The 18,889-nt window shown below is 68.9% G+C and carries 20 protein-coding genes and 1 pseudogene; 2 read left to right on the top strand and 19 right to left on the bottom strand.

Annotation, left to right across the window (positions count from 1 at the left end; translation table 11 throughout):
* Positions 1-536: 536 nt before the first annotated feature.
* Positions 537-899, bottom strand: a complete 363-nt coding sequence (locus AB0I98_RS36815; protein WP_362949460.1) for a hypothetical protein — start codon at positions 897-899, stop codon at positions 537-539.
* A gap of 496 nt (positions 900-1,395) precedes the next feature.
* On the opposite strand from AB0I98_RS36815, the gene AB0I98_RS36810 reads away from it, so the two are divergent.
* Positions 1,396-1,749 (top strand): hypothetical protein, encoded by a 354-nt coding sequence (locus tag AB0I98_RS36810; protein WP_362949459.1) that lies wholly within the window; start codon positions 1,396-1,398, stop codon positions 1,747-1,749.
* Positions 1,750-1,896: 147 nt separating this feature from the next.
* On the opposite strand, the gene AB0I98_RS36805 is transcribed toward AB0I98_RS36810, so the two are convergent.
* From AB0I98_RS36805 to proS, 17 genes and pseudogenes are all read right to left on the bottom strand, one after another.
* Positions 1,897-2,643 carry a SpdA protein gene (locus tag AB0I98_RS36805; RefSeq protein ID WP_362949458.1) on the bottom strand — a complete coding sequence of 249 codons (747 nt, stop codon included), beginning with the start codon at positions 2,641-2,643 and terminating at the stop codon, positions 1,897-1,899.
* A gap of 664 nt (positions 2,644-3,307) precedes the next feature.
* Positions 3,308-4,099: pseudogene (locus AB0I98_RS36800) on the bottom strand (DNA-processing protein DprA); the annotation flags it as partial.
* Complete coding sequence (locus tag AB0I98_RS36795) at positions 4,096-5,721, bottom strand: YifB family Mg chelatase-like AAA ATPase (RefSeq protein ID WP_362949456.1); 1,626 nt, start codon at positions 5,719-5,721, stop codon at positions 4,096-4,098. The gene AB0I98_RS36795 and the pseudogene AB0I98_RS36800, both read right to left, overlap by 4 nt.
* Before the next feature lies 1 nt (position 5,722).
* On the bottom strand, positions 5,723-6,115 hold the full coding sequence (locus AB0I98_RS36790; protein ID WP_210577482.1) for a YraN family protein: 393 nt from the start codon (positions 6,113-6,115) through the stop codon (positions 5,723-5,725).
* 77 nt (positions 6,116-6,192) lie between these two features.
* Positions 6,193-6,501 (bottom strand): DUF2469 domain-containing protein, encoded by a 309-nt coding sequence (locus tag AB0I98_RS36785; RefSeq protein ID WP_003993268.1) that lies wholly within the window; start codon positions 6,499-6,501, stop codon positions 6,193-6,195.
* A gap of 56 nt (positions 6,502-6,557) precedes the next feature.
* Positions 6,558-7,082, bottom strand: coding sequence for an NUDIX hydrolase (locus tag AB0I98_RS36780; RefSeq protein ID WP_362949454.1), 525 nt, complete (start codon positions 7,080-7,082; stop codon positions 6,558-6,560).
* Entirely contained in the window at positions 7,072-7,848 is a 777-nt protein-coding gene (gene lepB, locus AB0I98_RS36775) for a signal peptidase I (protein WP_362949453.1), read from the bottom strand. Before lepB (AB0I98_RS36775) ends, AB0I98_RS36780 begins: the two co-directional genes overlap by 11 nt.
* 70 nt (positions 7,849-7,918) lie before the next feature.
* Positions 7,919-8,902 (bottom strand): signal peptidase I, encoded by a 984-nt coding sequence (gene lepB, locus AB0I98_RS36770; RefSeq protein ID WP_362949452.1) that lies wholly within the window; start codon positions 8,900-8,902, stop codon positions 7,919-7,921.
* Positions 8,793-9,884 (bottom strand): signal peptidase I, encoded by a 1,092-nt coding sequence (gene lepB, locus AB0I98_RS36765; RefSeq protein ID WP_362949450.1) that lies wholly within the window; start codon positions 9,882-9,884, stop codon positions 8,793-8,795. The genes lepB (AB0I98_RS36770) and lepB (AB0I98_RS36765) overlap by 110 nt, the downstream gene beginning before the upstream one ends.
* Positions 9,877-10,593 carry a signal peptidase I gene (lepB, locus tag AB0I98_RS36760; protein ID WP_362949448.1) on the bottom strand — a complete coding sequence of 239 codons (717 nt, stop codon included), beginning with the start codon at positions 10,591-10,593 and terminating at the stop codon, positions 9,877-9,879. Before lepB (AB0I98_RS36760) ends, lepB (AB0I98_RS36765) begins: the two co-directional genes overlap by 8 nt.
* A 45-nt stretch (positions 10,594-10,638) precedes the next feature.
* Positions 10,639-10,989 carry a 50S ribosomal protein L19 gene (rplS, locus tag AB0I98_RS36755; RefSeq protein ID WP_210577466.1) on the bottom strand — a complete coding sequence of 117 codons (351 nt, stop codon included), beginning with the start codon at positions 10,987-10,989 and terminating at the stop codon, positions 10,639-10,641.
* A gap of 136 nt (positions 10,990-11,125) precedes the next feature.
* Positions 11,126-11,959, bottom strand: a complete 834-nt coding sequence (gene trmD, locus AB0I98_RS36750) for a tRNA (guanosine(37)-N1)-methyltransferase TrmD (RefSeq protein ID WP_362949446.1) — start codon at positions 11,957-11,959, stop codon at positions 11,126-11,128.
* Entirely contained in the window at positions 11,956-12,501 is a 546-nt protein-coding gene (gene rimM / locus AB0I98_RS36745; RefSeq protein WP_362949445.1) for a ribosome maturation factor RimM, read from the bottom strand. The genes trmD and rimM overlap by 4 nt, the downstream gene beginning before the upstream one ends.
* A gap of 88 nt (positions 12,502-12,589) precedes the next feature.
* On the bottom strand, positions 12,590-12,829 hold the full coding sequence (locus AB0I98_RS36740) for an RNA-binding protein (RefSeq protein ID WP_007384965.1): 240 nt from the start codon (positions 12,827-12,829) through the stop codon (positions 12,590-12,592).
* 2 nt (positions 12,830-12,831) lie between these two features.
* Positions 12,832-13,251 carry a 30S ribosomal protein S16 gene (gene rpsP / locus AB0I98_RS36735; RefSeq protein ID WP_210577451.1) on the bottom strand — a complete coding sequence of 140 codons (420 nt, stop codon included), beginning with the start codon at positions 13,249-13,251 and terminating at the stop codon, positions 12,832-12,834.
* A 370-nt stretch (positions 13,252-13,621) separates the two neighbouring features.
* The gene (locus AB0I98_RS36730; RefSeq protein ID WP_210577449.1) at positions 13,622-14,218 is read right to left on the bottom strand and encodes a hypothetical protein; all 597 of its coding nucleotides are present in this window, start codon (positions 14,216-14,218) and stop codon (positions 13,622-13,624) included.
* 251 nt (positions 14,219-14,469) lie between these two features.
* On the bottom strand, positions 14,470-15,885 hold the full coding sequence (proS, locus tag AB0I98_RS36725) for a proline--tRNA ligase (RefSeq protein ID WP_362949443.1): 1,416 nt from the start codon (positions 15,883-15,885) through the stop codon (positions 14,470-14,472).
* A gap of 201 nt (positions 15,886-16,086) precedes the next feature.
* Between proS and AB0I98_RS36720 the strand changes: the two genes are divergently transcribed.
* On the top strand, positions 16,087-16,944 hold the full coding sequence (locus AB0I98_RS36720) for an SAM-dependent methyltransferase (protein ID WP_362949441.1): 858 nt from the start codon (positions 16,087-16,089) through the stop codon (positions 16,942-16,944).
* Here AB0I98_RS36720 and ftsH read toward each other — a convergent pair.
* Positions 16,941-18,878, bottom strand: a complete 1,938-nt coding sequence (ftsH, locus tag AB0I98_RS36715; protein ID WP_362949439.1) for an ATP-dependent zinc metalloprotease FtsH — start codon at positions 18,876-18,878, stop codon at positions 16,941-16,943. The genes AB0I98_RS36720 and ftsH overlap by 4 nt on opposite strands.
* Positions 18,879-18,889: the final 11 nt, after the last annotated feature.

Raw genomic sequence — 18,889 nt, 5'->3', positions numbered from 1 at the left:
GCTCGTTCGTAGGGCTGATAGTCGCATCAGCTGCTCGCTGGGGGTGCGTGCTGGAACGGGTCGCTTGTGATCCCGCTCCAGCGGCAGGCGTCCAGCAGGATATCCACCAGCCCCGGCACCCCGCGGCCTTCATGCTGCCCGCCCCCTCCGACGCCATCCTGACCGCACCGCCCGCAGCACCGGCCAGCACCATCTGCCACCCCGCACACGGTCGAACTGAGTGTGTGCGGGTCCTACGTCCCATCCTGGCCTGGGGTGCGACACACGTGACCGGTGCCGCGGTCATTCCACTGCCGCTTCGGAAGCACGACGTTCACCTGTGCCACCGTCCCGGATATCGGGTTCTATCCCCGTGTCCGTACCGAGGGCGGCGGCCGGGCGGTGGTCTCTCAGGCCGGTGGCGTGCTGCTGGTCGAGACCGTCGCCACGGTCCTCGCCCCATCCCACCCCGACACGTCGACGCCCTCACACTCGGGCGTCGACGTGTCGCCTCTCCCGGTCAGGGACCGATGACGGAGCAGACCGTCCGTTCCTGATCAGGAGAACGCGGTTCGCGCGAGGTCGGCGACCTTCGCGAGGGTGGCGTCATCGATCTCATCAAGGAACCAGGCAGACGGACGCAGCGTGCTGCCGGGTTCGCGTGCGACCGTAGCCTTCTCCGACAGGCCGAGCGACATCACCCCGTCGTCGACGCGGAAGAACACTAGTACCGGTGCACTGCGCCCGGTGGCGTAGCCCGGCATGCCGTACCAGATGCGTGGCTTGAGCTTCGGCCCGGCACTGAGGATCGTTTCGTGCAGCCGCGCACCGATCGTCGCGTACGGTTCCGGCATGCTGGCGATCTTGTCCAGGACCGCCTGCAAATCCTTCGTCGCCTTATCCGTCTTCGTCATGGACATGGGAGTAACCTTCTCTCGCGCCGCATTCGCGGCATGGTGAACACAACCGCCCCGGTTGGGGTCGGTTGCGCAATCTCCACCGCGGACATGTCCTGGCCGACGCCAGTCCTCTCCGCGAATGTGTCAGACGAGCACTTCGTCATCGACTGCGCGAGGGCACACACAGTGCCAACAACCACAATATCAAGAGCGCCCCTCGTCGCCCCGCTCCCATGAACGGCACCGATGGGCGGCTGCTGTGCCCCCCTTGCAGGGCTTTCGACACTGGGCTTCGACGCCGGGCGTTTCCCCCCGACGCCGCCAGTCTGCTACCGAGCCTCCTGGCAGCTACCCGGACCGGACTTCCACCGGCAGGCGGCAACGAGCTTACGACTCAAGATCAGCTACATCACGAAGACCTCCGAGTCTGCTGGGCGCGCGAAAGATCGCATGGGCCCGGCACGCGGCCGACGCCGGGGGAGAGCCGTCGATATACGAGGAACTCCAGGGCACGGAGATGAGCGTAGACGCCCTGGCCGTCGCGCTCATCTACATGCTGCGGCTGCTCCTCGACCATGCCCAGGACGACCCGGACGGCGCCACGGCCATCCATCTACCGCGCGGTGGAACAGCGACTGCGTACGGAGCGCCTGCGCAGCGCCGCAATGCAAAACCGCCGAACAGGTGGAGCAGCCAGCCAGACACGGAAGAGCCCGACTTCACGGCGATGCCAGACGACCTTGCCCTGGGGCTGCGGTTGCTGATCGAGCGGACCGCGGGCCAGTACGCCCACCACAACCTCGACCGGCTCGCCATCGAACAGGCAGCAGGCGAATTGCACGGCCTCGAATTGGCGCAGGTAGACGGCTAAATAGCCGCCCCATGTCCGATCTGTGGACATGCTGGTCATCGATCTGGGACCAACTCGGTCTACCCAACAGCCTCGGCCTCGCTCGGTACCGCCGCCAAACCAGTCCCTCCACCCCTGCCGCCACACCTCTGGGGCCGCCATCAGGTTTTAACTGACCGTGGAAGATCGTGGACGACCGATCCCTTCCGATGACCTTCTCTCGTCGTCCTCCGAGGGGGAGCGCTCCTCGGAACGGACAATGGTCACGAGCATCCGAGACCTACCCGCTCCGACCCGCAACCGCTTCCTCAGCGTTTCCGCCGAGATCGGCCGCTGGTACTCCTGCATGTGCCGAATGTTTTCCTCACGAGCACGCTCCAGAAGATCTTCGTCGGGGACCTCCGCATCCTCGTCTGGCTTGAGATCCCCTTCCAAGAGGGGCTTCCTGTCACCTTGAAGACTCCTCCCGACCTGGCTGTGCGATAGCGCCCCGTCATCTGAAACTGGCTGGGCTTCTTCTGCAGGCGGTCGTGTCTGCCCTGGACTGGTACTGCTGATCGCTTGAAGCAAGCCGGGGCCAACCTCGGCCCATCCGATGAGCAGCAGGGGACCAACGGCGTCGAAGGCAGCCTTCCCGAATTGATCATTCAGCAGCGGATCAGTCACGTTCAGCGCCAAGGTCATCAAGCTGGAGAGGACGAGTAGACGCCGGGCGGGACGAAGCAGCTCGGGCCGAGCACCATGAAGCGCCAGATACCGCGTTCCCAGCAGCAGCCCCATGACCGACAGGTCCACCGCCGGGGCCACCAGGGGAGCTACCCATGGTGGTACACCCAGACGCAGTGCAAGGGTCCACACGTTCCCGAAGCCGAACAAGAACGTCAGACCAACCACCGCGGTCATGATCACGGTCACCGCTCGAAGCGTGATCTTCCGCTCAGCGGCAGTGCTCGATCGGCTCGAGTCCACCCCGCCCATCACACCGCCCCGTCCCACGCCGCAGGCCGGAAACGTCCCTCCACGACGAGTCGCCCGACACCGATCAGACACCGCTGGTCAGACCTGCAACCATCTGCGTGAGCCCCCGTTGAGGGTTGGAACCTGTGCGCATCCCGGGTGTTGAGTCCCTCCCCGACGACCATCTGCCACAGGACCTGCGGGACGGCAGCCTCCCGTCTTCCACGAGCAGGCGGGACCTGCGTTGGCCTCGGCCCGCGACCCGGTAGCCGAGCGGCAACCGGCCACCTGGCCACCGCTTGTGTTCGATCTTGGCCTGCGCCCCACCCCGTGTACGATCCCGGATCAGGTGGTACTTCAACTCGACGAACGCCGTATGTTGCTGCAGCATTAGCCAACCGTGGCTGGTTGTAGCGTCGACCTCCTGGCTGACCGACACCAGCGCGATCTCCAGATCCTGCATCTACCAGGCCTGGTGCCCAATCGCCCGGTCGGTGTACCTCATCCGGTCGAGCACGTGCACCACCACGTCGGTCCATCCGCCCGATCCTGCTGCGGTCCTTCCCTGCCGTCATGTGGCCAGCTCCATCGAGAATCTGATGGCACCTGTATGAACGGGCGCGGGTACGCCCATCGTGAACCGCCCCAACCGCTGCGCGGCCCGTGCCGTGACCAGCGATCCGCTCCGATAGGCGGCCTCCACGACCACTGTGCCCCGGGTGAGCGCGGCGATCACTCTGTTCCGCAGCACGAATCTGCTCGGGGTCGGATGATCACCGGGCGGCAACTCACCGATCACCAGCCCCTGTTCGGCGATCCTGGTGATCAACTCGGTGTGTCCGCGCGGGTAGGGCCGGTCGACTCCGCAGGCGAGTACGGCGACGGTGGCACCGCCGGCGCCGAGGGCACCGCGGTGTGCGGCGCCGTCGACTCCGTAGGCCCCGCCGGACACGACCACCCATCCGCGCTCGGCCAGCCCGGCGGCGAGCGTGACGGCCATGTGCGCGCCGTACTCCGTGCAGGCCCGCGCGCCCACCACGGCGACCGACCTCAGCGCCCATATCCGCAGGCTGGGCCGCCCACGCACCCACAGCCCCAGCGGCCGGGCATCGCCCAGGTCATCCAGCTGCCCAGGCCACTCGGCATCCCCCGGCGACACGAACCGCACCCCGGCGTCCCGGGCAACACCAAGATCCCGCCGAGGCTCGGCCGCCCGAGCCCTGGCCCGCAACCCGGCCCATCTCTTGTCCGTGACCCCGGCAAGCTGCGGCCCACCCTCCCGCAACACCCGCGCCACCTCCACGGCCCCCAACTCCCGCACCCACCGCCCACCGACCTCGTCGCCGGGTTCGATGACGCGGGCGAGGAAGACACGGGCGAAGAGTTCGTCGGCCGGGTCGTCGTCACCGTTCACGTCATGGCCCCGATGGCCATGGGCACGCCGCGGGGCACGCCGGTGCGCAGTTGCAGGGCCAGGGCGACGTCCGTCGCATCGGGCCGGTCGTGACCGAGGAGGTCGGCGACGGTCCAGGCGACGCGCAGCACGCGGTCGAGTCCGCGAGCGGTGAGTACGCCCCGCTCGAGGTTCCGTTCCGCTTCGTCCATGGCGCCGCGGGCGGCATACCACCGGCTGCGCAGCTCACGTCCGGGGACTTCACTGTTGGTGCGCCATGGAGTGCCGGCCAGGCGGGCAGCCGCCCGCTCCCTGGCGCCGCGCACCCGGTCGGCGACCGTCGCCGTGGATTCGCCCCGGGCGCCGCGCTCGGTCAGCTGTGCCCTCGTGACGCGGTCCACTTCGACCCGGAGGTCAACCCGGTCCAGCAGCGGGCCGGACAGTCTGGCCTGGTAGCGGCGGATCGACGACGGTGGGCAGTCGCAGAAGTCGTCCTTCACGGAGAAGCGCCCGCACGGGCAGGGGTTGGCCGCGAGCACCATCTGGAACTTCGCCGGGAAGCGCACGACGCCGGCGCTGCGCGCGATCACGACGTGCCCCGCTTCCAGCGGCTGCCGCAGGGCGTCCAGGGCCTGGCTGCTGAACTCCGGCGTCTCGTCCAGGAAGAGCACACCCCGGTGGGAGAGCGACACCGCACCGGGCCGGGCGATGGAGGCGCCGCCACCGACGAGCGCCTGCATCGTCGCCGAGTGATGCGGGGCGCAGTACGGGGCGACGTCGATCAGGGGTTTGCCCGGTGGCAGCAGGCCCGCCACCGAGTGCACCGCCGTGACCTCCAGCGACTCCTGTCGGCTGAGCCGGGGCAGGATGGCGGGCAGCCGCTCCGCGAGCATGGTCTTCCCGGCGCCGGGCGGCCCTTCGAGGAACAGGTGGTGGCCGCCCGCCGCGGCGACCTCCACCGCCGTACGCGCCGAGATCTGGCCGACGACATCGGCGAGGTCATGGCCGTGGTCGGGCTGCGCGGTGCCCATGCTGTGCATGCCCGTGGCCGCACCTGTGCCGGGTACGCGCAGGCCGGCCAGGAGTGGGTCGGGGCGGCCTTGTTCCTCCGGTTCCTCCTCCGGCACGGGCTCGTCGGCGAGAACGGCGATCAGCTGGCGCAGGCTGCGCACACCCAGTACGGACACGCCGGGCACCAATGTGGCCTCGGCGGCGGCGCACTCGGGCACGACCACCTGCTCATAGCCCGCGTCGGCCGCGGCCAGCACGGCGGGCAGGATGCCCCGCACCGGGCGCACCCTTCCGTCCAGCCCCAGCTCCCCGATCATCACGATGTCGGCGAGCACTCGTGGGTCGATCCGTTCGGCGGCGCCGAGCACGGCACATGCGACGGCCAGATCGAAGCCGCTGCCCGCCTTCGGCACCGACGCCGGGCTGAGCCCCACCGTCAGCTTCTTGGCGGGCCACTCCGCCCCCGAATTCACCACCGCGGCCCGAACCCGATCCCGACTCTCCGTCAGGCTCTTGTCCGGCAACCCCACCAGCGTGAACGCGGCGACCCCGGGTTCCAGGTCGGCCTGGACCTCGACGACGACGCCCTCGACGCCGACCAGTGCCACCGAGCACGTACGAGCGAACCCCATGTCAGGCCACCCCCCGCGCGTGCTCGACGACGGCGGCGCCGCGGCGGGGCAGGACGACCCCGATGAGGTCGATGCGGACGCCTCCCGGCGGGGCTCCTCCGTGCTCCTGCACCCAGCGTTCCGCCAGGCGACGCAGGCGATCGGTCTTGGCGGGCGTGATCGCCGCCATCGGATGCTCGAAGGGCCCGGCCCTGCGGGTCTTCACCTCACAGACCACCAGGACGTCGCCGTCCCTCGCCACGATGTCGATCTCACCTGTGCGTCCACAGCGCCAGTTGCGCTCCAGGACCGTCATCCCGACCGCGGCCAGTCGCCGTGCAGCCAGGTCTTCGCCGTACCTGCCGAGTCCACCTCGTGCGTTCATGTCGGCACCACCTCCGGCGCCAACCGTCACGCAATCGAGCAGATCAAGTTGATCTTGGTGAACTACTCACCGGTTGTGGAAAACTCCGTCACCCCTGCGGAGGACGCTCACCCACTCGGCAGCTCGAGATCGCTCTTGTTCAGCTCCTCGATGTTCACGTCCTTGAACGTGAGCACCCGGACCTGCTTCACGAACCGAGCCGGCCGGTACATGTCCCACACCCAGGCGTCCGCCATGGACACCTCGAAGAACACCTCACCCTGGACCGAGTGCACCTGCATCTCGTAGTCGTTGGTCAGGTAGAAGCGCCGCTCGGTCTCGATCACGTATTTGAACAGACCGACGACATCGCGGTACTCCCGGTAGAGCTTCAGCTCCATCTCGGTCTCGTACTTTTCGAGGTCCTCGGCGCTCATGGCATGTTCCCCTTCAGCCGTGCGATCCCACCATTGTGCGCCAGTCCCGTGAGCCCCTAGACGATTTCTGTGTCAAGGATCTCGGGCCTGGCCGGGGGACCTTCGTCGAGCAGCCTGCGCAGCAGCTCGGCGAGTCTGGTCGGATACACCGTCTCATGCGCCCGGGTCAGTTCCTCACAGGTCCACCAACGTGCTCCGGCGACGCTGCGCCGCTCCAGCTCGGTGAGGCCCGCGGCCCGCGTGGCCGTCTGTGTCGTACGGGCCAGGTAGTACCACTCGTCCTGGTCCCAGCGTCGGCCCGCGAACGGGAACGAGCACTTCCGCCGCCAGAGCACCGGCCCGAGCTCGACCTCGGTGATCCCGGTCTCCTCCGCGAGTTCCCTGAGAGCGGCCTGCTCACGGGTCTCATCGCCCTCCAGGCCGCCCCCGGGCGTGAACCACCAGTCGTCGGCCCGGTCGTCCGGCTCATGGCCGTGCAGCAGCAGGATGCGGTCCTCCGGATCGAGGAGGACCACCCGGGCCACCTTGCGCAGCCCGCCTTCGGACGATTCCACGCCGGCGTCCGTCGCCTCAGCGGGCACCGGCGGACCCTGCGCTCGTCCGGTTGCCGGAGCCGAACCGCTTGGCGATCGGGCCGTACGCGCCACCGCCGAGGACGAGGACACCGCCGACGATCACCAGGGCGACGATCGTACGCAGCGGTCCGGGCGAGGACAGGTCGCCGAGCGTCTCGAAGCCGCTGGGACTCTGCAGCATGCCGTCCATGGGCCAGACGACCGCGTCGACCCGGGCGCTGACGGCGCTGCGCGCCACCGTGCCGCTGGCGGCGTCGGTCAGGTGGGCGGTGGAGTCCAGGGAGCCCTGGCGTTCGTCGCCGAGCAGGAACAGCCGCCCCTCGGGGACCGTCACTGTCGGGAAGTCCGTGATCTCGGCCGTGCTGCCCTTGGGCAGATACGGTTCGTCGATCTGCTTGCCGTTGACGGTCAGCTTGCCGTCGGTGCAGCAGCCGACGGTGTCCCCACCGATGGCGACGACCCGCTTCACCACGGGCGCGTTGGTCACCCAGGTCTTGTCCCGGAAGACGACGACGTCACCCCGGCGTACGTCGGCGCCGTCGACCCGCTCCGCGAGCACCCGGTTGCCCATGTCGATCGTCGGCGACATCGAGCTGGTGGGCACCGTGTACGGCCGATAGACGACCGCGCCCCAGGCGAATCCGCCGAGGAACAGCACAAGGCCCAGCGCCACGGCCACTCCGGACAACCGCTGTCCGATCCGGCCGCCCGCCGGGCTCCTGTCCACCCCACCGCTGCGCGGGGCCGTACGTGTCGTGCTCTCGCCACCCATGGGTCCGCACCCTACCCGGGGGTACGGCACCGGGTCAGCCCAAGTTCTGGTTCATAAACCAGCCGGGGCGCTACTCGGAGACCTTCCGGTACTCGGCCGCCTTCCGTCGCCGCCGCACCAGCACCAGCGGCACAGCCCCTACGAGCGCCAGGGCACCCGGCGAGGTGACCGCGGCCGCCGCCTGGGCGCTGAGGCCGGGCTGGTCGAAGGTGTCCGGGACCGGGAGCGTGCCCCAGCGGTTGATCGGCCAGGCCTTGACGATGGCACGGCCGACGACCTTGTCCACCGGGACCATGCCCTTGTTCGCGTCCGACGTGTTGTAGCGGGAGTCGCGGGAGTTCTGCCGGTGGTCGCCCATGACCCAGATGAAGCCCTCGGGGACCTTCACCTTGAACTGGCCGCCCTGGTCGTCGACGCTGCACGGGGTGTTGCCCGGGTAGACGTACGACGCTTCGTTCAGCGCCTTGCCGTTGACCTTCAGCGGGCCCGTGCCCTTGCACTCGATGGTGTCGCCGCCGACGCCGACCACGCGCTTGATGAGGTCCTTCTCCTCCGCGGACGGCATCAGGCCGATCCAGCTGAGGAAGGTCTGCAGCGCGTTCGGATCCGTCGTGGGCTCGCCCGCCAACCAGTTGTCCGGGTCGTGGAAGACGACGACCTCGCCGCGCTCGGGCTCGGAGCCGAACCAGGGGGTGAGCTTGTCGACCAGGACGCGGTCACCCTGCTGGAGGGTGTTCTGCATCGAGTCGGACGGGATCGAGAACGCCTGCACCAGGAAGGTCTTGATCAGCAGCGCGAGGACCAGCGCGATACCGATCAGGATGGGCAGCTCCTTCCAGAAGGAGCGCTGCGGCTTCTTCGCCTGGGGGGTCGAGTCGCCCGGTCCCCGGCCCCCGGTCAGGTTCTGCTGGTCCGCCGTTGTACCGTCGTCGGCCGCCCCGGAGTCATTCCCGGAGGTCACGGCGCTGTCCGCGGCCGGGACAGCTGCTTCCACGGGGCGCCCGCGGTCCTCGCCGTCTTGTCCGGACCGTGCGCCAACCGCCACATCCCCCACGCCAACTCCTTACTCTGTGCCGCCGCCTGCCCCATACGCGGCGCAGGCCCACCACTCCCATAACGAGCGGGAGTTCCGCAGGGGTCGGGAGCTGGATCGTTCCGTTCGGATCGTCGGGTGCAACCCTATGCGACAGCTGGGGAGCCGCGGTCGACCCGGACGTCGAGTCGGTCACGGAAGCGTAGGTTTTTGGTTCGTTCAGGGAGTTCCAGTGGTTGAAGGGCCAGGCGATGACCATGGCCCGGCCCACCACTTCCTCCTCGGAGACCGTGCCGCCGTATTCCTGGTCCTGGTGCGAGCGGGAGTCCGCGGAGTTGCTGCGGTGGTCGCCCATCACCCACAGCCGTCCTTGCGGGACGGTGATGTCGAACTCGGTCTGGGACGGGGAGTTGCCGGGATAGAGATAGTCACCCTCCTCCAGCGGAACGCCGTTGACGGTCACCCGTCCTTGCGTGTCACAGCACTTGACGCGGTCGCCGCCGACTCCGACGACCCGCTTGATGAGGTCCTTCTCGTTGTCGGACGGCAGCAGGCCGATGAAGGTGAGCCCTTCCTTGACCTGCTTGACGATGATCGGGTCTTCCTTCTTGGTCGTGCTCTGCTCGTCCTGGAGCCAGCCGCCGGGGTCCTTGAAGACGACGACGTCCCCGCGCTGCGGCTTGGAGCCGAACCACGGGGTGAACTTGTCGACCAGGACGCGGTCGCCGATCTGGATCGTCTGCTCCATGGAGCCGGACGGGATCACGAAGGCCTGGACGAGGAACGTCTTCAGGACGAGGGCTATCAGGACGGCCACACCGACGAGGAGGGGTATCTCCTTGGCGGCGGAGCGCCTGCGGCGCCGCTTGACCTTGCGCTGAAGCTTGCGCCGCTCGGCCCGGGTACGGCCACCGGCCGGCGAAGCGGCCCGCCGGACGCCCGTAGGCAGCAGATTGTCGGCCGCGTGAGCGGAGATTCCACGCGGCCTACCGCGGTTACCCATGGGCACCCTCCGCGGCAGGCACGCGCGCGTAGGCGTCGGGGCGGTGCAGGCGGGTGGCGTGGTCCGCGGGCCATACGATCCCGTCGGCGCGGCCCACGACGTCGTCCACGGGGATCATGCCGCCGCCCGGTGAGCCGAGGTGGTCGCGGGAGTCGCTGGACTCGCTGCGGTGGTCGCCGAGGACGAACAGGGTGCCTTCCGGCACGACGACGTCGAAGGGCACCGTGGACGGGCTGTCACCGGGGTACAGGAACGACGACTCGTCGACCGACCGGCCGTTCACCACGATCCTCCCCTCCTTGTCACAGCAGACCACGCGGTCTCCCCCCACACCGACAACGCGCTTGATGTAGTCCGCGTCCTCGAAATACCCGGTTCCGTCGAACACGATCACATCGCCACGCCGCGGCTGAGCACCGAAACGGTACGCCAACTTATTTACGAGAACGCGGTCCCCGATCCTCAATCCGCGCTCCATGGATCCGCTGGGAATCTGGAACGGCCGCACCACGAACGCGTTGAGCAGCAGGAGAAACAGCAGGCAGACAAGCAGGGTCAGGCTGATCCGCCCGCCGGGGAGCCAGTCGGTGATCCGCGAGACCAACGCGAAACGCGACCGTCCCTCCTGCCCCCCTGTGTCCGAGATCTCCTCGGATACGAAAGGGCGGGAGGAGCGGTCGCGCTCCGTCGGCTGTGCTTCGGTGTCCATCGGAGCCAGATGCTATCCGGCCCCGCTGTGACCTCCGAGAAGCGCTCAGTTCTCGCGCTTCTCCTTGATCTTCGCGGCCTTGCCGCGCAGGTCGCGCAGGTAGTACAGCTTGGCGCGGCGCACGTCACCCTTGGTGACCAGCTCGATCTTCTCGACGATCGGGGTGTGCACCGGGAAGGTGCGCTCGACGCCGACGGAGAAGGAGACCTTGCGGACCGTGAAGGTCTCGCGCACGCCCGAACCCTGGCGGCGGATGACTACGCCCTTGAACTGCTGCACACGGGAGCGGTTGCCCTCGATGACGCGGACGTGGACGTTGACCGTGTCGCCCGGGCGGAAGGCCGGGACGTCGCTGCGCAGCGACGCGGCGTCGACGGTGTCGAGCAGGTGAGACATTTCGTCTGCTTTCTTCGCTGATGCCACAGGTCATCAACGGAAACTAGGTGTTCCTGGAATGAGAGTCGTGCTCGTCGGGGCGGGCGTCGTGTCCCCCTGTGGCAGGGGCGCACGCCGGACAGCGCACAGCAGCGGCCTATTCTTCCATGCCCTCTGGTCTGCGCCAAAATCGGCCGTACGGCTCGCCCTCCAGGTCGGGCATCCAGCCCAGGATGGAGAGCATCTCGCGGTCCTTCTTGTCGAAGACCTTGGGGTCGCAGCGCTCGATGAGGTCGGGCCGATGGGCCGTCGTCCGCTTCAGCGCCTCGTCCCGGCGCCAGCGGGCGATCTTCCCGTGGTGGCCGCTGAGCAGCACCTCCGGGATCTCCCGGCCGCGCCACTGGGGCGGCTTGGTGTAGACGGGCCCCTCCAGGAGGCTCGCCATGGCACCGGGCGCGAAGGAGTCGTCCCGGTGGGACTCGGCGTTGCCCAGGACGCCGGGCAGCAGGCGGGCGACGGCTTCCGTGATGACGAGTACGGCCGCCTCGCCGCCGGCGAGGACGTAATCGCCGATGGACACCTCGTAGACGCGCATCCGCGTCGCGTACTCGTCGATGACGCGGCGGTCGATGCCCTCGTAGCGGGCGGGCGCGAAGATCAGCCAGGGGCGCTCGGAGAGCTCGACGGCGAGTTCCTGGGTGAAGGGGCGGCCGCTGGGCGTGGGGACGAGGAGTGCGGGGGTGTGGGAGCCGGTCTCGTAGCCGTCGGCGAGGACGGAGTCCAGGGCGTCGCCCCAGGGCTCGGTCTTCATCACCATGCCGGGGCCGCCGCCGTACGGAGTGTCGTCGACCGTGTTGTGGCGGTCGTACGTCCAGGTCCGCAGATCATGCACGCGCACATTCAGCTGTCCACGCGCGCGTGCCTTGCCGACGAGGGAGACGTTCAAGGGCTCCAGGTACTCGGGGAAGATCGTGACGACGTCGAGTCTCATGCTTCGGGGTCCTTCGACGACACGATCTCGGCCTGGTCGTCGATCAGACCCGGAGGCGGGTCGATGACGGCGCGCTGCTCCTCGAGGTCGATCTCGGTGACGATCTCCGCCACGAAGGGGATCAGCACCTCGCTGCCGTCGGGGCGCTCCACGATGAACAGGTCCTGGGACGGCAGATGTGAGATCTCCGTGATCCGGCCGACCTCCGTGCCGTCCTTGGTGACGACGTCCAGGTCCATCAGCTGGTGGTCGTAGTACTCGTCCTCTTCCTCAGGGAGCACCTCCGGGTCCACTTCAGCGATCAGGAGGGTGTTGCGCAGGGCCTCCGCGCCGGTCCGGTCGCGTACGCCCTCGAAGCGCAGCAGGAGACGGCCGCTGTGCACCCGGCCGGTCTCGATGGTGAGCGGGCCCACGGAGGCGGGGTCGGTGGCCAGTACGGCCCCGGGGGCGAGCCTGAGTTCCGGCTCGTCGGTACGTACCTCGACGGTGACCTCGCCCTTGATGCCGTGGGCGCGGCCGATCCGGGCGACTACGAGCTGCACTTTTCGAAGATCTCCTGTCGTACGTACGACTGCGGGCCGGGGACGGCCCAGTGGCCCTCCCCGGCCCGAGCCGGTGCTGCGATTGGCGTCAGCGGACGTGGTCCACGTCGACGAGGTCGACGCGGACACCGCGGCCGCCGATGGCGCCCACGACGGTACGCAGAGCGCGTGCGGTACGGCCGTTGCGGCCGATGACCTTGCCGAGGTCGTCCGGGTGGACCCGGACCTCGAGCACACGTCCGCGGCGCAGGGTGCGCGAGGCGACCTGCACATCGTCGGGGTTGTCGACGATGCCCTTCACGAGGTGCTCGAGAGCCTCCTCGAGCATGCTCAGGCCTCGGTCGACGCGGACTCGGCGGCGGCCTCGTCCTTCTTCTCAGCCTTCTTCTTCTGGGTGATCGCCTCACCCTTGCCCTCGTCGTCGCCACCGAGAGCCTCGAAGGACGGACGCGCCGCCTTCTCGGCCGGCTGCAGCAGCGGCGCCGGGGCGGGCTCGCCCTTGTACTTCTGCCAGTCGCCGGTCTTCTTCAGGATGGCGAGGACGGGCTCGGTCGGCTGGGCGCCGACGGAGAGCCAGTACGCCACGCGGTCGGCGTCGACCTCGATGCGCGAGGGGTTCTGCACCGGGTGGTACAGGCCGATCTCCTCGATCGCACGGCCGTCACGGCGAGTGCGGGAGTCGGCGACGACGATGCGGTAGTGAGGCGAACGGATCTTGCCCAGACGCTTCAGCTTGATCTTGACTGCCACTGGAGTGGGTTCTCCTGGATTTGACGTGGTTGGGCACGGCGAGATGGCCGCGTGGGGTTGCGGTACCCGAGTGCCCGATGGACGCGTCAGCCGGAGGAGAGAGGGGTCCTGTGCGGCTGTCGAGTACAGCTAGCCATTGTGCCACACCCTGCGGGTCGCTTTGGACCGGCGGTGCGGGGAGCTGGGCATGCCTGAGGGGCACCCGGCGTCTCGGGTGCCCTGGGGGTGGGTCGCGCAACCCGGCGCTACGGGGTGCCGCCTGCGCCCACCCGTGCCGCCCCAGGCGGCACGCATGCCCGCAGGCGGCGGCACCCCGTCACCACGTGTTCCGACCGGCAGCCACGAGATGCCGGTGCTGGAGTCGGCGTGGTTACGCCACGCCCACGACCTCCGGGATGCGGAACGGCTTGCCGCAGCCGCCGCAGACGATCGGGGCCTGGGCCAGGACCGACGGGACGACGCGGACGTTGCGCCCGCAGTCGCACACGGCCTTGACGCGGACGCCGCCGCCGGAGGAGCCATGGCGGGCCGCCGGGCCGCGGAAGGTGCGGGATGTGTCGGCGGAGGTCGCTGCGGTGTGGGCCTTGAGGGCGCGCTGGAGCCGCTCCATGGTCGGGCGGTAGCGCCTCTTCGCCTCGGGGTTGAGCGTGACCAGGGAGAAGCCGCTGCTGGGATGCGGTTCCTCCGGGTGGTCCAGGCCCAGCTCCTCGGCGATCGCGAGGAATCTACGGTTGTGGTAGCGGCCGGCGCGCGAGGTGTCGCGGATTCCTCGGGCGGCGGCGATGCCATGGACTGCCTCATGGAGCAGTCGCTCGAAGGAGAGCGCGTGCCCGCAGGCGGACGACGACTCCCCGATCAGTGACTCGGGCGCGGCAAGATCCGGCAGCTCGGGGTGGTACCGCTGAATGTCGGCCCACGCCTGCGCCAGCTCTGCGGCGAGAACAGGTGGTGTCTGTGTCGTGCTCACGTAATGACAACGAGCCAGAGTGCCGCTGTGTTCCTATTCCGGGGCATCCCAAATAATTTGCACGTACCCGTCAGTTGCCGCTGATGCGTCCGGACGAGGGCGGGTGCGCTGATCTGCGGAGAAGCCTCACAGCTCATACCAAGCCGGTACGTAGCCTGACGTACCACCCGGCGCGTAGATCCTGTCCGCACGCCGGGGCACGAGTGTTCGCGCGATGCGCAAGGGGCGTTTCGGTCGGCTCCGCCCATGGCTCAGTAGGCTCGCGCGACGATCGCGACGTTACCGGGTGCGTCATCGGCATCCGGCACCGACCCGTCCTCGGCGACCAGACACCGTACGGTCACCGCGTGCTCACCCAGCTTGGCCTCGCCTTCTTCGCCGAGGACCGCCCAGGGGATGCACGCCCAGCCGCCGGCGGTCGTCGCGTCGACGGCCTCCTCGATGCTCGACACGTCGGACGTACGGGACTCGCGGCGCTCGCGGGACTGGGTCAGCAGCAGCGCCTGATCCTCTTCGAGGATCGTGGGCAGCAGTCGTGCGAGCGAGTCCATCGCCACCGGCTCCTTGCCGCCGGGGATCCGGCGGGCCAGCATCGCGGTGCCGTTCTCCAGGTCACGGGGGCCGACCTCGATCCGGACCGGAACGCCCTTCAGCTCCCAGTCGACGGCCCGGCGCCCGAAGGGGGTGTCCGTACGGTCGTCGACATGGGCCCGGATGCCCGCGGCCTTCAGTTGGTCGCCGATCTCGCGGACCTTGGCCAGAACCGCGTCATCGCCCTTGATCGCGAGGACGACGGCCTGCACCGAGGCGAGCCGCGGCGGGACCCGCAGGCCGTTGTCATCTCCGTGAGTCATCACCAGGGCGCCGATCATGCGGGTGGTGGAGCCCCAGGACGTCTGCCAGACCAGTTCCTGTCGGCCGTCCTTGGACAGGTACCGGGTATTGAAGGCCTTGGCGAAGTTCTGGCCCAGCTCATGGCTGGTGGCCAACTGGAGGGCCTTGCCGTCGCCCATCATCGCCTCGAGGGTGAGGGTGTTGAGGGCGCCCGCGAAGCGCTCCTTGACGGTCTTGCGGCCGGGGACGGAGTCCATGGCGAGGACGTTCACCATGAAGTCCTCGTAGACCTCGCGGTGGATGTGCGCGGCGAAGTCGCGGGCGTCCTCGTAGGTGGCGTGCGCGGTGTGGCCTTCCTGCCACAGGAATTCGGTCGTACGGAGGAAGAGGCGGGGCCGCAGTTCCCAACGGACCACGTTCGCCCACTGGTTGATCAGCAGCGGCAGATCGCGGTAGCTCTGCACCCACTTCGAGAAGTAGTCGTTGATGATCATCTCGGAGGTGGGACGGACCACGGCCGGCTCTTCGAGCTCCTTGCCGCCGCCGTGCGTGACGACGGCGAGTTCGGGCGCGAAGCCCTCGACGTGCTCAGCTTCCTTGGCGAAGTACGACTGCGGGATCAGCAGCGGGAAGTACGCGTTCTGGGTGCCCGTCTCCTTGATGCGGGCGTCCATCTCGGCCTGCATCCGCTCCCACAGCCCGTACCCGTACGGTCGGATCACCATGGTGCCGCGCACCGGACCGTTGTCGGCCAGTTCGGCCTTGGTGATCAGATCCTGGTACCAGCGCGGGAAGTCGTCCGCCCGCGGGGTGAGTACGGGTGCCTTTGCCATGGCGAGATGGTACGGGCCCACGTTGCCGGAATGTGAAATCTCGCCACTCGTACAGCGAACCCACAAGCCGGGCGGCACAACCCTCTGGACGAGGGCTCGGACGCGGAGTTTCCTGGCATACGGGGGGGGACAGCGAGCGCACGTCACGGGGGCTAAGGAATCGGGCACAGCGGCAACTCTCGTCGGATTGGGGCGCTTTACATGACACCTACGCTCGTGCGGCAGCACCTGTCTCCTGCGGGCCCCGCGCCACGCGTGGACCTGTGTGCACGCGCGCGTGACTGGTCCGAGATCCAGGAGCGGATGCTGGTTCCGCTCTTCGAGGCCGTCTACGAGCGACTGGAAGTGGGCGTCGGCACACGGCTCCTCGGCCTCGGCTGCGGATCCGGGCTGGCCCTGCTGATGGCAGCCTCCAGAGGCGCCGCCGTCACCGGTGTCGAACCCTCCTCCCCGCAACGGCTCGCCCTCGCGCGGGAGCGGCTGCGGCCCGAGGCGTGGGGCACGCGCACGCGTGCGGACACCCGGCTCGTCGACGGCTCACCGCGGGATGCGGCCGACGCGGAGACGCCCGCGTACAGCCTGGTGACCGCTTTCGAGCCCATCGGGTGTCTCGCGGGCGACTCGGAGGGACTCGGCGAGCTGCTCGAGGCAGCGGCACCGCTCGCCGAGCGGGGGGCGCCCGTGGTGCTGGCCGGCTGGGGTCCGCCGGAACGTTGCACCACGTCGTCCGTGCTGCGGGTGGCCGCCAAACTGGCGGATCCGCTGCGCAGCGCGGGCAGTTGGCGCCCCGCCCTCCGCGACGACCTGGAGGAGGTCGCCCAGCGGGCCGGCCTCAAGCCCGACGGTTCGGGCCGGGTGGCATGCCCCTTCGGCTACGCCGACATGGACAGCGCGCTGCGCGGACTGCTGTCCACGGGGCTCTTCGACGCGGCGATCACCGCGACGGACCAGGCCCAGGTCGACAAGGAGCTGACGGAAGCCCTGCATCCGTATCTGCGGCGGGACGGGACGGTGTGGATGCCGAACGTGTTCCGGTATCTGATCGCCCGTACGCCCTAGATGTCCACGTCCTTCGCCAGGCGTGTGATGCCCGCGATCCGGTACGCGTCCGCCTCCTCCAGCGTCTCGTTCTCCAGGAGGGCCTGGGCGAGGGCGTCCAACTGGCCGCGGTGGTCGCGGAGTTTGCGGCACGCCTCGTCGTAGCACTCGTCGACGATCCGCCGCATCTCGCCGTCGATCACATCGAGGGTCTGGGGCGCGGCGGCGAGGCCGTATGCCTGCTGGGCGTCGTTCGGAAGCGCGGACAGCCGTCCCACCCGCTCGCTCATCCCCCACCGCGCGACCATGCCGCGCACGATGTTGGTGACCTGTTCGAGGTCGCTCTCGGCACCGGTCGTGATCACGCCGTACACGACCTGTTCCGCCGCCATGCCGCCGAGGGCGCCGATGATGCGGCCGCGCAGATACTCCTCGGTGTACGCGTACTTGTCCGACTCCGGCGTGGAGAGGGTGACGCCGAGCGCCCTGCCGCGCGGCACGATGGTGATCTTGCGGACGGGGTCGGCGCCCGGCTGCAGCATGCCGAGGAGGGCGTGTCCGCTCTCGTGGTAGGCGGTGCGCCGGCGTTCCTCCAGGGGCATCACCAGCGGGCGTACGGCGCCCAGTTGGACCTTCTCCAGGGCCTCGGAGAGGTCTGCCTGCTTCACCCTCTCCTGCTTGCGCTTGACCGCGAGGAGGGCGGCTTCGTTGGCGAGGTTGGCCAGTTCGGCGCCGGTCATGCCCGGGGTCGTACGCGCGACCTGGGCCAGGTCGACGTCCTCGGCGAGCGGCATCTCCCGGGTGTGGATCTCCAGGATCGCCTTGCGGCCACCGCGGTCCGGCGGCGAGACCATGACCACCCGGTCGAAGCGGCCCGGTCGCGTCAGGGCCGGGTCCAGGACGTCGGCGCGGTTGGTGGCCGCGATGACGATCACGCCCTCCGCGCCCGAGAAGCCGTCCATCTCGGTCAGGATCTGGTTCAGCGTCTGCTCGCGCTCGTCGTGCCCGCCCATGCTCGCGCCGCCGCCGCGTGCCCGCCCGATGGTGTCGATCTCGTCGATGAAGATGATCGACGGCGCCACCTTGCGCGCCTCGGCGAACAGTTCACGCACGCGTGACGCACCCACACCCACGATCATCTCGATGAACTCGGACGCCGACGCCGAGAAGAACGGCACCCCCGCCTCCCCCGCGACCGCCCGCGCGAGCAGGGTCTTTCCGGTGCCGGGCGCCCCCGCGAGGAGGACACCCCGGGGCATCTTGGCGCCCATACGGCGATAGGCGTCAGGATTCTTCAGGAAGTCCACGACGTCATTGAGCTCGCCCTCCACCTCGTCGATGCCCGCCACGTCCGCGAAGGTCGTGCGTTTGGCGCCGGGCTCCAGCTCGACCGGTTTCGGCGGGGCCTTCCGGCCGAGCATGCCGCCCGCGCCGCCCATCCCCGCGCTCATCCGCCGCGCGATGAAGATCCACAGCACGACCAGGAGCAGCATCGGCGCCAGCGAGATCAGCAGATTGGCCAGAAAGCTTCGCTGCTGGACGACCGGCTCCGCCGTGACGGTGACGTTGTTCTTGGTCAGCTCCGCCCAGAGCTGATCGTCCGCGAACTCCGGACGCTGCGTCTTGAACTTGCTGTACTTGCCGTCGCCCTCGGGATCGTCCTGGGACTTCTTCAGCTGCCCCTGGATCGCGTCGCCCTTGGAATAGATCTTGCTGACGTTGTCGGCGTCGACCTGCTTGCTGAACTCCGTGTACGAGATGGTCGGCTCGTCGTCGTCGAAGTACGAGAGCACCAGATTGGCGACGAGGAACACGACCAGCGCGGCGAGGGCCAGGCTCCACCAGCCCCCACGCGGCCTGCGCCCACCCGACGGCGGCTTCGGCGGCTCCTCGGGCGTGCCCTCGGTACGCCAGGGCTGCTCGGGAGACTTACGGGTCGGCGCCGGGTTGGTCATATCGGGACGTT

This window comes from Streptomyces sp. NPDC050211, assembly GCF_040656035.1.
In the GTDB taxonomy this organism is placed as follows: Bacteria; Actinomycetota; Actinomycetes; order Streptomycetales; family Streptomycetaceae; genus Streptomyces.
Note: the sequence above shows the minus strand (reverse complement) of the source record. Positions and strands in the feature narration are given on the sequence as shown.

What these genes read in the sequence shown, in the direction of transcription:
- AB0I98_RS36810 (WP_362949459.1), top strand. Translation starts at nt 1,396, where the DNA reads ATGAGCGTAGACGCCCTGGCCGTCGCGCTCATCTACATGCTGCGGCTG.
- AB0I98_RS36815 (WP_362949460.1), bottom strand. Translation starts at nt 899, where the DNA reads ATGTCCATGACGAAGACGGATAAGGCGACGAAGGATTTGCAGGCGGTC.
- lepB (WP_362949450.1), bottom strand. Translation starts at nt 9,884, where the DNA reads ATGGGTAACCGCGGTAGGCCGCGTGGAATCTCCGCTCACGCGGCCGAC.
- rplS (WP_210577466.1), bottom strand. Translation starts at nt 10,989, where the DNA reads ATGTCTCACCTGCTCGACACCGTCGACGCCGCGTCGCTGCGCAGCGAC.
- AB0I98_RS36785 (WP_003993268.1), bottom strand. Translation starts at nt 6,501, where the DNA reads ATGAGCGCCGAGGACCTCGAAAAGTACGAGACCGAGATGGAGCTGAAG.
- AB0I98_RS36720 (WP_362949441.1), top strand. Translation starts at nt 16,087, where the DNA reads ATGACACCTACGCTCGTGCGGCAGCACCTGTCTCCTGCGGGCCCCGCG.
- AB0I98_RS36795 (WP_362949456.1), bottom strand. Translation starts at nt 5,721, where the DNA reads ATGGGGTTCGCTCGTACGTGCTCGGTGGCACTGGTCGGCGTCGAGGGC.
- proS (WP_362949443.1), bottom strand. Translation starts at nt 15,885, where the DNA reads ATGGCAAAGGCACCCGTACTCACCCCGCGGGCGGACGACTTCCCGCGC.
- lepB (WP_362949453.1), bottom strand. Translation starts at nt 7,848, where the DNA reads ATGGGTGGCGAGAGCACGACACGTACGGCCCCGCGCAGCGGTGGGGTG.
- lepB (WP_362949448.1), bottom strand. Translation starts at nt 10,593, where the DNA reads ATGGACACCGAAGCACAGCCGACGGAGCGCGACCGCTCCTCCCGCCCT.
- trmD (WP_362949446.1), bottom strand. Translation starts at nt 11,959, where the DNA reads ATGAGACTCGACGTCGTCACGATCTTCCCCGAGTACCTGGAGCCCTTG.
- AB0I98_RS36740 (WP_007384965.1), bottom strand. Translation starts at nt 12,829, where the DNA reads ATGCTCGAGGAGGCTCTCGAGCACCTCGTGAAGGGCATCGTCGACAAC.
- ftsH (WP_362949439.1), bottom strand. Translation starts at nt 18,878, where the DNA reads ATGACCAACCCGGCGCCGACCCGTAAGTCTCCCGAGCAGCCCTGGCGT.